This window comes from Sphingobium xenophagum (assembly GCF_031457465.1).
Taxonomy (GTDB): domain Bacteria; phylum Pseudomonadota; class Alphaproteobacteria; order Sphingomonadales; family Sphingomonadaceae; genus Sphingobium; species Sphingobium xenophagum_A.
Genome location: NZ_JAVDWV010000012.1, coordinates 50,328 through 64,903 on the forward strand (window position 1 = coordinate 50,328; position 14,576 = coordinate 64,903).

At 64.8% G+C, this 14,576-nt stretch carries 13 protein-coding genes; 2 read left to right on the top strand and 11 right to left on the bottom strand.

Features of this window, described 5'->3' with window-relative positions:
• Window positions 1-73: 73 nt before the first annotated feature.
• The 8 genes from msrB to J2W40_RS13450 all read right to left on the bottom strand — a co-directional run bounded on the left by msrB (window position 74) and on the right by J2W40_RS13450 (window position 8,142).
• Complete coding sequence (msrB, locus tag J2W40_RS13415) at window positions 74-475, bottom strand: peptide-methionine (R)-S-oxide reductase MsrB (protein ID WP_310225611.1); 402 nt, start codon at window positions 473-475, stop codon at window positions 74-76.
• 31 nt (window positions 476-506) lie between these two features.
• The gene (locus J2W40_RS13420; RefSeq protein ID WP_310225613.1) at window positions 507-1,583 is read right to left on the bottom strand and encodes an NAD(P)/FAD-dependent oxidoreductase; all 1,077 of its coding nucleotides are present in this window, start codon (window positions 1,581-1,583) and stop codon (window positions 507-509) included.
• Window positions 1,580-2,254 (bottom strand): methyltransferase domain-containing protein, encoded by a 675-nt coding sequence (locus J2W40_RS13425; protein WP_310225615.1) that lies wholly within the window; start codon window positions 2,252-2,254, stop codon window positions 1,580-1,582. Before J2W40_RS13425 ends, J2W40_RS13420 begins: the two co-directional genes overlap by 4 nt.
• Window positions 2,251-3,303 carry a type III polyketide synthase gene (locus tag J2W40_RS13430; RefSeq protein ID WP_310225841.1) on the bottom strand — a complete coding sequence of 351 codons (1,053 nt, stop codon included), beginning with the start codon at window positions 3,301-3,303 and terminating at the stop codon, window positions 2,251-2,253. Before J2W40_RS13430 ends, J2W40_RS13425 begins: the two co-directional genes overlap by 4 nt.
• A 105-nt stretch (window positions 3,304-3,408) precedes the next feature.
• The gene (gene holA / locus J2W40_RS13435) at window positions 3,409-4,434 is read right to left on the bottom strand and encodes a DNA polymerase III subunit delta (RefSeq protein ID WP_310225617.1); all 1,026 of its coding nucleotides are present in this window, start codon (window positions 4,432-4,434) and stop codon (window positions 3,409-3,411) included.
• Window positions 4,431-4,931, bottom strand: a complete 501-nt coding sequence (gene lptE, locus J2W40_RS13440) for an LPS assembly lipoprotein LptE (RefSeq protein WP_310225619.1) — start codon at window positions 4,929-4,931, stop codon at window positions 4,431-4,433. Before lptE ends, holA begins: the two co-directional genes overlap by 4 nt.
• Window positions 4,932-5,053: 122 nt before the next feature.
• The gene (gene leuS / locus J2W40_RS13445; protein WP_310225621.1) at window positions 5,054-7,588 is read right to left on the bottom strand and encodes a leucine--tRNA ligase; all 2,535 of its coding nucleotides are present in this window, start codon (window positions 7,586-7,588) and stop codon (window positions 5,054-5,056) included.
• Between the two features lie 104 nt (window positions 7,589-7,692).
• The gene (locus tag J2W40_RS13450; RefSeq protein ID WP_310225623.1) at window positions 7,693-8,142 is read right to left on the bottom strand and encodes a DUF3576 domain-containing protein; all 450 of its coding nucleotides are present in this window, start codon (window positions 8,140-8,142) and stop codon (window positions 7,693-7,695) included.
• Between the two features lie 244 nt (window positions 8,143-8,386).
• Here J2W40_RS13450 and J2W40_RS13455 point away from each other — a divergent pair, with 244 nt between their 5' ends.
• Complete coding sequence (locus J2W40_RS13455; protein WP_310225625.1) at window positions 8,387-9,112, top strand: hypothetical protein; 726 nt, start codon at window positions 8,387-8,389, stop codon at window positions 9,110-9,112.
• Between the two features lie 512 nt (window positions 9,113-9,624).
• Here J2W40_RS13455 and J2W40_RS13460 read toward each other — a convergent pair.
• A complete protein-coding gene (locus J2W40_RS13460) occupies window positions 9,625-10,188 on the bottom strand; it encodes a thiamine phosphate synthase (RefSeq protein ID WP_310225627.1) in 564 nt (187 codons plus the stop codon).
• Between the two features lie 23 nt (window positions 10,189-10,211).
• On the opposite strand from J2W40_RS13460, the gene J2W40_RS13465 reads away from it, so the two are divergent.
• Window positions 10,212-10,946, top strand: a complete 735-nt coding sequence (locus J2W40_RS13465; protein ID WP_310225629.1) for a YggS family pyridoxal phosphate-dependent enzyme — start codon at window positions 10,212-10,214, stop codon at window positions 10,944-10,946.
• Here J2W40_RS13465 and J2W40_RS13470 read toward each other — a convergent pair.
• Window positions 10,924-13,725 (bottom strand): TonB-dependent receptor, encoded by a 2,802-nt coding sequence (locus J2W40_RS13470; protein WP_310225631.1) that lies wholly within the window; start codon window positions 13,723-13,725, stop codon window positions 10,924-10,926. The two genes, J2W40_RS13465 and J2W40_RS13470, sit on opposite strands and share 23 nt — an antisense overlap.
• Before the next feature lie 188 nt (window positions 13,726-13,913).
• Entirely contained in the window at window positions 13,914-14,573 is a 660-nt protein-coding gene (gene pdeM / locus J2W40_RS13475) for a ligase-associated DNA damage response endonuclease PdeM (protein WP_310225634.1), read from the bottom strand.
• Between the last annotated feature and the right edge of the window lie 3 nt (window positions 14,574-14,576).

Here is a 14,576-nt window from a genome sequence, read left to right on the forward strand (position 1 = left end):
GATTTAGACGCTTTGCCGGGAAAAATGCCGTGGCCGTCTCCATGACGATGGCTGCTTTACGGACGATGAACGATCAGTCATCCTGGCGTGGTTTGAAGTCGAGCGAGGCGCTGTTCATGCAATAGCGCAGCCCGTTGACGCCCGGACCATCGGGGAAGACATGGCCCAGATGCCCGTCGCACTTGGCGCAGCGGACCTCGGTGCGGACCATGCCGTGGCTGACGTCGCGGATTTCCTCGACCGCGTCGATGTCCACTGGCGCGGTGAAACTGGGCCAGCCGGAGCCGCTGTCATATTTTTCCTCGGCATCGAACAATTCGGTGCCGCAGCCGGCGCAATAATAGACGCCATCCACCTTGTTGGCGTTGAGATTGCCGGTAAAGGCTCGCTCGGTGCCGCCTTCGCGCAGCACATGATAGCGTTCAGGCGAAAGGCGCGCGCGCCATTCCGCATCGGTCAGAGTCAGCTTTTCCATGGCCGCAATATGGGTGCGTGGGGCGCGTCGATCAAGCTTCGGCAATGCGGGTGAGGCGCATGGCGAGCCTTGCAGCCCCCGGTGTTGCGCTCAGGACACGGAGCAGGCCGGGATAGCGCCCCAGCGCGCGAAACCCCGCCGCCGCGCGCAAGGGCAGCAGCGCCCGCCGCGCGAAATGGCGTTGATAGCGCTCTGCGCCGTCGCGTCCCTGCGCTTGCCATTGCGCCACGGCCTCTGCGGCGCTGGCGAGCGCGATACCGATCCCCTCCCCCGCCAGCGACGGGATCACCGCCGCCTGATCGCCAAGCCGATAGAGGCCCGGCCAGGTCGTGGTCGCGCGCCAGCCATAGGGGACATCGCCGATCGCATCGACGCTGCCAGCGGCGGACACATCCCCCAGCCGATCGGCCAGCGCGGGCGAACGATCGGCCAGCGCCGCGATCAGGCCAAGCGGACGGCCACCCGCTGCAATCAAGCGGCTCTTGCGCACCGCCATGCACAGATTGGCGCTGCCATCCTCCTGCAACAACAGGCCGACATAGCCGCCCTCGACCCAGTGCAACTCGATCCGGCCGCCGATCAGGCGTTGGCGTGCAGGGCTGGCGGGCAGGCGCAATCGCAGGCCGAGTTCTGGGTCTGCGCCGTCACGGGGGCGCGCCGCGCCGCGCACATCATGCTTGCCGGTGGCGAGGAACAGGCTGTCCCAGTCGAGCGCCTGCCCATCGTCCAGGGTGATCGCGGTCGGTGTCAGTGTGCGCACGGCATGGCCCAGGCGGAAGGTCACCCCGGCCTCGGTTGCAGTAGCGCGTAGCAGCGTGTCGAGTCGATGCCGCGACAGGCCCATGCCGGGCGCCGGGAGCGGCAGCTCTATCTCTTGCCCGCCTGCGAACAGTGCCAGCCGGTCGATCCGGTGGCCGCCGAGCATAGCTGCGTCGATGCCCAGCGCCTCAATCTGCGCGATCGTCGCCCAGCTAAGAAACCCGCCGCACAGCGCATCCCCCGGCACCTGCTGCCGATCAATCAGCAGCGGCTCCGCCCCCAACCGCGCCAGCCGCAGCGCTGCTGCCGCGCCTGCCGGACCTGCGCCGAGGATCAGCGGCGGCTTCATCGTTGCCGGGCGACGCAGAGCCGGAAGGGGAAGACACGCTTGATGCGCGCGTCCCCAATGTTAGCCGTCGCCAGCATCGCTTGCCATTCGTCGGGCACGAAACTGCGCGCGATCGACAATTGCCCGTCGGCGCGCACGATCGGATGGACGCCCAGCAGGCGGGCGAGCAGCGGATAGCCATGATAGGCAAAGCCATGGCGATGCAGGTCGTTGACGAACCAGCCCATGCGCGCCTGATCCTCCATGAAATGCAGGAACGCCAGCCGCTCCGCGTCATCCATATGGTGGGTGACCAGGCTGGAGATAATGATGTCCCATGGTTCATCCGCCAGCGCGGCATAGTCGCCGGTGCGATAGTCGATGGCCAGCGCCGGGTCGGTGCGCGCCTGCGCCACGGCCTGGCTACGTGGGTTGAGGTCGATGCCGACGAGCGTGCAGGCAATGCCACGCCGCTTCGCCCAGGCCGCGATCCGCCGCAGCATGCCGCCATCGCCATAGCCGACATCGAGCAGCCGGAACGGGCCTGTTACCGCGCGATCGAGGAATCCCAGCGTGGGCCGCGCCGCCAGCGTGACGCGATTGACCCGGTCGAGATCAGCCAGCACCCGCGCATAGACGGCTTCGGGCAGGTCGGCCGCATCCATCTGCTCCTGCGCAAGCGATCGCTTCATGTGTCCGCCCGGTGGAAGGTCAGACCTTCGGCCGCAAGCCCCGGCCCGAAGGCCAGCGCCATCCCCTGCCCGCGTGCGTCGCCGCCCAAGATGCGCGCCAGCACGAACATCAGCGTCGCCGAGGACATATTGCCAAAGGCGCGCAAGACAGCGCGGCTATGGTCGAGCGCGTCGGGGGCGAGATCGAGCGCGCGCGCCACGGCGTCGAGGATCGATCGACCCCCTGCATGCACCGCCCATAGATCGACGCTGTTAGCGGGAATCGGCAAGGTGATCGTGCCCGCCAACGCCTGCGCGATCGCGCCGGGCACTTCGCCCGACAAATGCATGGCGAAACCATGATCACCCAGATCCCAGCGGATCAGCGCCTCCGTATCGGGCACGGTCATGGCGAAGGGCTGGCCGAGCGCGATGCCGCCCGGCCCGGCGCTGACCAGCGCCGCCGCCGCGCCATCGCCAAATTGCAGCATCGCCAGCAATGGTTCGACCCGTGCATCGTCCTGCAGATGCAGGCTGCTGAGTTCCACGCACACCACCAGCACGCGCGCATCCGGTTCCGATCGCACGATATGGCGCGCGGATCGCAGCGCGACGATCGCGGCATAGCAGCCCATATAGCCGACCATCAGTCGCTCGACCGTCGGGTCCAGCCCCAGCATCGTAACCAGCTTCTGGTCGATTCCCGGCGCGATGAAGCCCGTGCAACTGGCCACCACCAGATGGGTGATGCCGTCGATCGCCACCTTATCGGCCAGAGCCGCTACCGCGCGCGTGGCGAGAATCGGGGCCGCGTCGGCATAGATGGCCATGCGCTGCGCCGTGGTCGGCCATGACCCGCCATAGAAGCCGCCCTGCGTGGTCGGCGATCCATTGCCACCGTCCAGCACCGACCAGCGATGCTCGATCCCGCTGCGCTGCGCCATGCGCGTGAACAACGCCCGTTCGCGTCGGTCGGCGATCCGTTCGCCCGCCCACTCAATGAAGGCCGGGTGGATGTCGGTATCGGGGACAGCCGTGCCGATGGCGTGGATCGTGGCGGGAAGGGAAATGATGCGCTGCCTTTGTTGCGCGCGGACGCGGTGGGCCGGTCATACCACCAAGTCGCGACCTGTTCAGCCCTTCAAAGCGCCCAGACCCGCCCTATCGTTCCCACCCTATCGTTCCCGCGCCGCCTGCCGCGCGATGGTGAGCAATTCGTGGCGCACCAGCAGATCGCCGGTGCCCCGGCCCGATCGGGTGGCGCGTTCCGCCTCCAGCAAGCGCTGGATCACGCGCGCGATGCCATGGCTGTCCCACAGCCGCACTTGCCGCGACACCAGCCCTTTTTCCTTCCAGAACACGGCCTTGCCCGCCGCCTCCATCGCCGTTTCCAACCGTCCGCTGGCGTCGAAACTGGTGCGGATATTGGCGATCAGCATCGCGCGGGTCATCAGCGGGCGGATGACCGAGGCCATCGCCGTGCTGGTTTCCTGCAGCCGCGTGAGTTCATGGTGCATGGCCTTTAGGTCACCGCCCAGCACGGCGTTGACGAGCGGCGCGACCTCCGTATCGGGATTGTCCGCTGACAGCGCGTCCAGCGCCTCCGCCGTCGCTTCGCACGGCCGATCGGGCGCAGCGTCGAGATAGAGGATCAGCTTCTCGACCTCGCCCTGCATCAGCGCGCGGTCGCCATTGGCAAGCGCGACAATCCGCCGCGCCAGGTCCGACGAGAGGCGCAGGCCGCCTTCACGGGCGATGGCAATGGCGATCTGCTCGGCCTCGCGCGCGTCTGGCTGGTAGGAGATGAAGGCCAGCGTTGCCTTATGGTCCAGCGCCAGCTTGAGCAGCTTGGACGTGGCCTTGGGCGCGCCCGCCACCGCCACGACCGGATTGCCCGCCGCCGGGCTTTCAAGCAGCGCGGTCAAGGCAGGCAGCGATTCCTCGCCCATGCCACTGACGCGAATCCAGCGCCGGTCGCCGAACATGGAAAAGGATGCGGCCTCATCCGCCAGACGGGCGGGATCGTCGCGCAGGGTCGATCCGTCAAGGTCGATGCGTTCGGCCTGCGGCCCCATCGCCCGCTCCAACCGCTTGAGCAACGCCTGGCTACCCGCATCGTCGGGACCGTAGAGCAGGAAGAAGCGGACGTCGGCAGGCGGTGCGTCGAGCGCCTTTTCGATCTGGCCGCGATTGGCCTTCAAGGATTGGCCGCCTTGCGCGAAAACAGCGCGAGCCGGGTGACGATCTGGTCCGCCACCGTCTGCGACAGCCGCTCCAGCGCGGTATCTTCCGCCGCGATCGTCGCATATTCGCTCGACGTGACGTCGATGCCGGCGTCCGACCCGGCGGTGTCGTCGAGGATTTGCGCGCCAGTCGCTTCGTCGATCAACTGATAGCGCGCGCGCAGGGTGCGCCGTTCGCGGGTGACGGCGGCGTCGGCGCGCAAGCCGAAGCCAGTGATCTGGTCGTCCAGCTTCACCACCAGCTTGTAGCGCGGGCCGCTACCGCCACTCATAGCCCCCAGCCGATCGTTGAGCGCATTGCGGACGAGCCAGCCACCGCGCCCTTCGATCGGCGCGACATCGACATTGCCCAACGCCTGCGCGACTACGCCCTGCGATCCACCCCCATAGACCGGGCGAAGCCCGCAGCCGGTCAGCAGGAGGGGGATGGCGAGAAGGGGGAGGAGACGCTTCATGACCAGAACCCTTATCCGTTCGGGCTGAGCTTGTCGAAGCCCTTTGCTGAGCGGAGCGAAGCCGCTTCGCCTCCGCTCAGCAAAGCCCTTCGACTTCGCACAACCCGAACGGATGTTCGCTGCTAGATAACCAGATTCACCAAACGATCGGGCACAACGATGATCTTCTTAGGCGTAGCCCCATCCAATATCCGCATGACATTGGGCGCGGCGAGCGCCAGCCGCTCCAACTCCTCTTTCGCCGTCCCCTTGGGCACGGTGATGGTGTCGCGCAGCTTGCCCATCACTTGGCATGCGATGGTCACCTCGTCATCGACCAGCAACGCCGGATCGACCGTTGGCCAGGCGGCATCGGCGATCAGGCCGATTTCGCCCATATCGGCCCAGGCTTCTTCGGCGAGATGCGGCGTCATCGGCGCGACCAGCAGGGCAAGCGCGCGGATCGCGGCGTTGCGCGATGCGGACGGCGCGGCTTTCTCAACCGCATTGGCCAACTCGTAAATCTTGGCGACCGCCTTGTTGAAGGACAACGCCTCGATATCCCTGGCGATGCCGTCGATCGTCTGGTGCAGCTTGCGGTCGAGCGCCTTGTCGGTGCCTTCCGCTCCGGCCTCGATCTGGCCGAAGAGCCGCCACAAGCGGTTGACGAAGCGCCACGATCCCTCGATCCCGCTTTCGGTCCAGGGCAGGTCGCGTTCGGGCGGGCTGTCCGACAGCATGAACCAGCGCACCGCGTCCGCGCCATATTGGGCGATGATGTCATCGGGATCGACGACATTCTTCTTGGACTTGGACATCTTCTCGACGCGGCCGACTTCCATGACGGACCAGCCCGGCGTCACTTCTGCGAACGTGCCTGCTAATGTCATTTCCCGGTACTCTTCGGGGCTGTACCAGATTTTTTTGCCGTCTGGGCTTGTTCGTGAATACGTCTCATGCGTCACCATCCCCTGCGTGAACAGGCCGGTGAACGGCTCGGCAAAGCCCAATTGCCCCATATGCTGCAAGGCCCGCGTCCAGAAGCGCGCATAGAGCAAGTGCAGGATCGCATGTTCGACCCCGCCAATATATTGGCCGACCGGCAGCCATTTTTCGACTGTCTCGCGGTCGAACGGCTTGTCCTTGGGCTGGCTGGCGAAGCGGATGAAATACCAGCTCGAATCCGCGAACGTATCGAGCGTATCGGTTTCGCGCACCGCCGCCTTGCCGCAGGACGGGCAATTGACATGCTTCCAGGTCGGATGGCGATCGAGCGGATTGCCCGGAATGTCGAAGGTCACATCGTCGGGCAGCACGACCGGCAACTGCGCCTTGGGCACCGGCACCGCGCCGCAACCCTCGCAATGGATCACCGGAATCGGCGTGCCCCAGTAACGCTGGCGCGACACGCCCCAGTCGCGCAGGCGGAATACGGTCTTGCCCGCGCCCCAGCCTTCGGATTGTGCGCGGGCGATGACGGCGGCCTTGGCTTCCTCGACCGCCATGCCGTCCAGGAAGCGGCTGTTCACCAGCCTGCCCGGCCCGACATAGGCTTCGTTGTGGATCGGCTTGGCTTCGTCGCCCTCCGCGGCAACGACCCGCTCGACGGGCAGCATATATTTGCGCGCGAAGTCGAGGTCGCGCTGGTCATGCGCAGGCACGCCCATCACCGCGCCCGTGCCATAATCCATCAGCACGAAATTCGCGATGAAGACGGGCAACTGCCAGTCGGGATCGAACGGATGCGTAACGGTGAGGCCCGTGTCGAAGCCCAGCTTCTCGGCCGTTTCCAGTTCGGCCGCCGTCGTTCCGCCTGCCTTGCACAGGTCGATGAAGGCCTGCGCATCCGGGTTTGCGGCCGCAACCTGCTGCGCCACCGGATGATCGGCGGCGATCGCGACGAAGCTGGCACCGAAGATCGTATCGGGCCGGGTCGAATAGACCTCGATCGCCTGGTCGAACGGCGCAACAGGCTTGAAATGAAATTGCAGGCCGACCGACTTGCCGATCCAATTTTCCTGCATCGTCCGCACCTTTTCGGGCCACTGGTCGAGGCTTTTCAGCCCCTCCAGCAGATCGTCGGCGAACTGGGTGATCTTGAGGAACCATTGCGACAGCTTGCGCTTCTCGACCGTCGCGCCCGACCGCCAGCCCTTGCCGTCGATAACCTGTTCGTTCGCCAGCACGGTCATATCGACCGGGTCCCAATTGACCGCGCTTTCCTTGCGATAGACGAGGCCCGCTTCCAGCATGTCCAGGAACAACGCCTGTTCATGGCCATAATAATCGGGGTGACAGGTCGCCAGTTCCCGGCTCCAATCCAGCGCAAAGCCCAATTTCTTGAGCTGCGCCTTCATGTTGGCAATATTCTCATAGGTCCATTTGCCGGGATGGACCTTTTTCTCCATCGCGGCATTTTCGGCCGGCATGCCAAAGGCGTCCCAGCCCATCGGGTGCAGCACTTCATGCCCCGTCATCCGGCGGAATCGTGCCAGCACGTCGCCCATCGAATAGTTGCGGACATGGCCGATATGGATGCGGCCCGACGGATAGGGGAACATCTCCAGCACATAGCTGCGCGGCTTGTCCGACATATCGTCGGCCTTGAAGCTCTGCTTCTCGTCCCAGATCGCCTGCCAGCGGGCGTCGGCCTCCAGCGGATTGAAGCGCCTTTGCATGTTCACGTCCTACCCAAATGCGAGGGGGCTGGGCCTTTGCAAGCCCAGCCCCGAACCGTCAAAAAACTTGGGCGGTGCCTGCACGCCGCCCAAGCAAAGAAGAATCAGCCGCCAATCGACGTGCGGCGCAGGTCACGGGCCTTGGTCAGGATCACCTCTTCCAGCTTTTGCACGGTCGCGGCCTTCACCGGCGCGTCCAGCCACTGGCCATTCTGGCTCACCTGGCGGCTGGCCGCGACGCGCAGCGCGTCGGCGCGCAAATCCTGGTCCAGGATCGACACGGTCAGCTTCATCCGCTCATTGGGGCTGTTGGGGTTGGCGTACCAGTCGGTCACGATCACGCCGCCGTTCGAGTCGGTCTGCACCAGCGGCATGAAGGAAATCGTGTCGAGCGCCGCGCGCCACAGATAGGCGTTGACGCCGATCGTCGTCACCTTCGACGCGGCGAGGTCCGCCTTGGGCCGACCCTTTGACCCGCCACCGCAGGCGGCCAACGGCAGAAGCGCGACCAGCAACAGGCCGGCGGAAACAGGAGCGGGTAGACGGCGGACCATCAGGCATGTCCTAGCTTGAAAATGACGAAAAACAGGCTGCTTCTATAGTGGCCGTGCAGCGTTGGGCAAGGGGCGCTGCGTCGGGACGCGGCGATCCTCGTTTCGGCGCACTACCGCTGCCGTTCGAAACTCTGTGTGTTCCTTGCAACAGCTCCGACAAAAAGCCCTGCTCCCCCTAGCCAATGGAGGCTTTCCGCGTGTAGAGCGTTACACATAACAATTGGACGGGGGCGAGAATCGGGTCATGCGCGTGAAAAGGGGACATTTAGCGTTGGCGGGAGCGGCACTGACCGTGACCGGCTTCATGCTGTCTCCTGCGATCGGCGCAGCGAGCAAGCTCGTTCAGATGCAGATCGACGCGCCCGTGTCGCTCGGCGCGCTGGGCAGCATCTCTTCCTTCACCCCCACCACCAAAGACCCCCGTTTGGCCGCCGCTTATGCGAAAATCGCAGCATCGGCCAGCCGCGAAGGCTTTCGCTTCACCCCGACCAGCGGTTCGCTGAGTGGTGAACGGTCGATAACCGTGATGGTCCGTGCCAGCAGCGAGCGCGTTCCCGTGACTCGCACGATCGACCCGATCGACATCAAGCCGGTCGCGTTCAGCCTGAACGGTGCGCAGAACTGGCGCAAATTCGCCCTGCCCGAATCAGTCGGCCGCAAGGCGCTTGACCCCGTGCCGGTCGAAACCATGGTCGATGCCAAGAATTTCTCGCTGAACGAGAATAAGAAGGATCGCTTTAGCACCAAGATGCTGATCGAAACCCGTCGCGATGCCGTCGCCGCTGCGCCCACGACCGCCACGGAAAAGGATTATTCGCTGGATCTCGCCAGCTCTTATTCGCTGACGCGCAACCTGAACGTCACGGCGGGCGTGCGTTACAATAATAATGGTGTGGGCCGCCTGACCCCGATGACCGACGACCGGCAGGACAGCCAGGCCGTCTATCTGGGCACCATCTTCAAATTCTGATCGGCCTGCGGGTTGGGTGAAGGGTCGGCGGTTGATCTGATGGTCAACCGCGTCGGCTGATTCGTCCTTTCAGAATTTGCGTTTTATGTCAGACCGTGATCGTGCGCGATCTGCGAACCAGCCCGTCAATGCGGAAATGGTGATGGCAGGCACGGCTAACACACACAGATAAAGGAAACCGACCACCCACAAGGCGCCGGTGCCATTGTTTATCCATAGGATGGGAAGCTGGGCAAAGGTAAGTAACGCCCCTGCCGACCAGCTATGACCTCTGCATAACCACCCAGCTACCCCAGACAGCGCCAGCGAGACGGGATACCAAAGCGTCCAGTAATCACCTGCGTCCCACGATTCCCGGACACCTGTAACCTGGCATATGACCTGCCAGTAAAGCCCGCCCAGCAGGCATAGGGCGGCTGTTTGAAGCAAGCGCATCGACACGGACGCATCTTCTCACATCCCGAACCACCTGCCAATGTCGGCCACACCGATGCAGGACGCGCCTGAGCCGATCAGACACCACCACCCACCAACCCATCAATCGCCGCCCAGCCATCCGCCCCGATGCCGCGCAGCATGCGCCGATGTCCCGGCTTGACCCCGCCGAGCGCCATTACCGGCACGTCCGTCTGCCGCGCCAAGGCGGCGAAGCGTGCCCGCCCCAGACACCCGGCCCCCGGATGCGACCGGGTCGGGAAGAGGGGCGACACGAATAGCAGGTCCGCCCTGCCCCGCCGCGCCGCCAAAACCTCCCGCACGTCATGCGCCGCCATGCTGTGCAGCATCGGCCGCGCCACTCGCCGCGTGTCGCGCCCGTGCCAGCCATCGGCCCGCCATGCTGCCGCCGTCAGCACGTCGCCCGCCAGCAGCAGCACCAGCCGCCGTCGGCGCGCCAGAACGCGTACCGTCTCGAACAAAGTCCGCCGGGCCTTGCCCTCCGTCTTGTAATGCCGGAACACGATTCCCGCGCGCCCCTTGGGCAAGCGCGCCACCGCCGCCAGCAACGCCGCGTCGGCGACCCGCTCATCAGTCATCAGCCAGATCGTCGGCAGTTTTTTGCGGTGGCGGCGGGTCATGACCCTGTCCTATAGCAGCGCGCATGACGACCGACAGCCCGCAAGCCGCCCTCCGCCTCTCCGCCCTGCGCGACGCCATTGATCGGGCCGCGCGCCTGACCGATCGCAGCGGCGACGATATCACCCTGATCGCCGTGTCCAAGACGCAGAGCGCCGACGCCATCCGGCCGCTGATCGCGGCGGGGCAGCGGGTGTTCGGCGAAAATCGCGTGCAGGAAAGCCAGGAGAAATGGCCCGCCCTGCGCGACGAGTATCCCGACATCGCGCTGCATCTGGTTGGTCAGTTGCAATCCAACAAGGCGGCCGATGCCGTCGCGCTGTTCGATGTTATCCACAGCCTGGATCGCCCCTCGCTCCTGACCGCCTTGGCCAAGGCGATGGATGCGGCGGGCAAGCGCGTCCCCTGCTATATCCAGGTCAATATCGGGGCGGAGGCGCAAAAAGGGGGGTGCCCGATCGCCGACGTCCCCGCGCTGATCGCCGCCGCGCGCGCTGCGGATATCCCCCTGCTCGGCCTGATGGCCGTCCCGCCTGCGGATGTCGAACCCGCCCCCTATTTCGCGCTGCTCGCAAAAATGGCGCGGGAGGAGGGCCTCCCGCGCCTGTCGATGGGTATGTCGGGCGATTATGAAACCGCCCTCATGCTGGGCGCGACCGATATTCGTGTCGGCACCGCCCTGTTCGGCGATCGTCCAACCCCCGCCCGCCCTGTGCCCAAGAGCGGGCGGGGTATGATCAGAAACTCCCCCGCAACGTGATGCCATAGGTGCGCGGTTCGGCGAGGTAGGCGGAGATGAGCTGGTTGGCCATCGGCGCACCCTGGCTGAACTGACCCGTCGTCGATGTCGCCGGGCTGCTCGACTGGAGCGGGCTGCTGAACGCCACCTGGGTATAATCCTGGTTGAAGATGTTCTGGCCCCAGAATTCGATCGCCCAGCGCTGGTTCGGCCCCCGCAGCCCGACGCGGGCATTAACGACAGTGAAGGATTCCTGCCGTTTTTCGGGGAACAGGTCGGACCCGGTGTTGAAATCGCTGGTCATACGGCCATCGACATAGAAGAGCGCGGACAAGCCGCTCGATCCCAGTTCCGGGGTCCATGCGGCACTGGCAGTGGTCACGATCTGCGGCGCGTTGGAGTTGATTGATCCAGGCAACAGGAACAAGGCGGGATCGAGCGGCACGCTGCCATCACCGCTGCCCACCAGACGGTTGGCGAACTTCGCCTGGGCATAGGTGAAGCCGCCCGTCACGCGGAAGTTGCGCGCCGGTGTCGCGCCCATTTCCAGTTCGACGCCCTGGCTGATCAGCCCCGGCCCGACATCGCCGCTGTCGCATGTCCGTGCGGCGGACAGCGCGCTGTCACAGCCATTGATATTCTGCACGACGAAGCTGGTGCCGTTGAAGGTGTTGAGCTGGAAATTCTTGAACTCCTGCCGGAAGGCGGCAATGTTCGCGCTCCATTTGGGCTGGCTGAATTTCAGCCCGATTTCGAACGCATCGACCTTTTCTGCGGCAAAGCGCAGGCTGGTGACATCGGCATTGCTGCGGGGCGAAAAGACCGCCGGAATGGCATTGAGGCCGGTCGATCCCAATTGGAAGCGATCAAGATTGAAGCCGCCCGCCTTATAGCCCCTGGAATAGCTGCCATAGAGCAGCAGGTCGTTCGTCGCCTTCCAGGACAGGACTCCCGTGCCCGACAATTCGCCATCGGTTATCTTGTCGTTGAGGTCGAGCGCATTGAGGGTGGTCGAGGCATTGCCCAGGCACCCCAGGGTCAGGATACCGCCTGCCAGTGTCGCCGCGCTGCCCAGCGCCGGATTGGTCGCGATGCCCGGCAGGGCGGACGCCTGCAATGCGGCGCAGGTCGCGTTATTATTGTTGAGATCGGCCGAGAAGCGCTTGCTTTCGCGGGTATAGCGCAGGCCCAGCGTCAGATCGAGCCGGTCGGTCAGATGGACGATATTATGGGTGAAGATCGCCCAATTCTCGCTCTTCTGGCGATAGATGGAGCCGGTATCGCCCGTGCCCGACGGAATGGCGGCGAGCGCGCGCAGGCCATTGCCCAGACCCGTCGAGATCGCGCCCGCCTGTCCGGCGGCCACAGGAGCAGGCAGACCCGCGCCGATCAGCGCCGCGGTTAGCCCGGCGTTGAGATTGGCCTGCGTGCCCGCGATCAACGGCTGGGTGGCAAGGCCACTGCCGCAGGCGGCGAGTTGCTGCGCGGTGAAATTGCTGTTGAGGCTGGCACCGGCCATCAGGCGGCAGGCGGCAAAACGGCCATAATCCGCACCGAAGCGGATATTATCCTGCAAGGTCAGCCGTTCATTGGCATAATAGCCACCGACCAGCCAGTCGAGCACGTCGCCAAAGGCGGAACCCTGTGCGCGGAATTCCTGCGTGAAGGTCTTGAACTGACGATAGGTGTTGGAATCGCGGTAAAGCAGGTCGGCGCGATTATAGTCATAATCGCCATAGTCGCTGGACTTGTAATCGCGATAGGCGGTGATGCTGGTCAGCTTAACCCCGCCCAGATCATAATTAATCTCGCCCGACAGGCCCCAATCCTTGAGCTTGCTGACATAGTCGCGGCCCGGCGTGATGCTGAGGTTGCGATCATAGGGGTCGGCGGCGATCACGCTGCCTTGTCCGGCCAGAATCGCGGCGATGCGGTTGAACGGCGCATCGGTATAGCCGCCGCCTGCGGCCGGACGGCGCTCTCGCGCTTCGGTATAGGCCGCGCCGCAGCAGCTTTCATCGCGGTTAGTATAATCACCGATCAGGCGGATCGACAGATTGTCATTCGGCTCGATCAGCGCCTGCCCACGCAGGAAGTAACGATCGCGGTCATTGGTATCGCCTACTTTCGCGCCAGTCGCATCGACCAGATTGTAGAAGCCGTCGCGCTTGGACCATACCCCATCGAGGCTCAGCGCAATGCCGTCCGCTACTGGCCCGGTGACGCGACCCGACAGGCGCCAATAATCATAATTGCCATAGGTGATTTCGCCCCGCGCGCTGAACGTCTGTTCGGGGGCCTTGCTGATGATGTTGATCAGACCCGCCGACGCATTGCGGCCGAACAGGGTGCCCTGCGGCCCGCGCAGCACTTCGACCCGTTCGATCTCGCCCAGTTCGTTGAGGCCCGCGCCGGTGCGCGAGCGATAGACGCCGTCGATGAACACCGCGACCGAGCTTTCAAGGCCGGGATTGTCGCCGACCGTGCCGATACCGCGAATGCGCGCCGATGCATTGGCTTCGGAGCCGGTGGAGGAAACGAGCAAGGAAGGCGCAAGCTGGTTGAGGGTGCGGATGTCGCTCGCGCCGCTATTCTGCATCGCTTGCGCGCTGACGGCGGACACGGCGATCGGCACATCCGACAGCGGACTGGCGCGGCGGGTGGCGGTGACGATGATTTCCGCCGAATCCTGTTCGTCGGCCGCCTGTGGTGCCGCAACATCCTGCGCCTGCGCTCCGGTCGCACTCATGACGAGCGCAATCACCGCAGCGGTCGATGCCCAAAGGCTCTTGTTGGTCATGATGGTCAATCCTCTCCTGCCCGCGCGGCTTTTTGCCGGGTCGGGACGTGCGGGTGATTATGCTGCCACAGCAGCGTTAAGGCAATAGAGCCTAGCTTTTCTGCGCTTTTTTGCAGATGCGATGACAGAATATTCATGCCCTGTTGCCTAATGGCAACGGCTTAATTTCCGGTTTCCGTAGCGTCGCCTTACGATAACGGAAAGCGGAGCATTCGGTCCGCCACCGGCACCAGCGCGGCTGCACCCGGCCCCACGGCCCGGCGAATCTCGCCATGACCTGCATCCAGCCCGCCTGTGAGCGCGCCGAGCGCAGGCAGAATCAGCTTGGTATCCGACGCGACGAAGCAGCGGCGCGCCACATGTCGCCCGCGCAGCGACAGGCGCAGCTTGGGATGAAAATGGCCGGATATTTCGGGCCGAACATCCTTGGGTGCCGCTTCATGCCGCAGCCATATTCCCCCGACCTCCGCCTCGGCGACCCGGCGGCCCCCCGGCATCGCCGCCACGCCGACATCATGATTGCCGGTGATCCAGGTCCAGTCCATCCGCTGCGTCAGCGCATCCAGTCGCGCGCGCGCCTGCGGGTCCAGCCGCGCCGCGCCATCGGCATCATGGAAACTGTCGCCCAAGGACCAGACCGCCCGCGCGCCGGTCCGCGCCACCAGCGCCTCGATCACGTCCAGCGTCGCCTCGCTGTCATGGGGGGGCAGGAACTGGCCGAACCGGGCGTACCAGCTCGCCTTCTCGAAATGCAGGTCGGCGACCAGCAGCGCTCCGTGCAAGGGCCAGAATAGCGCGGCTTCCGGCAAGGCCAGAAAGTCGTGCCCCGCGAACGAAAGGGGAACCATGGC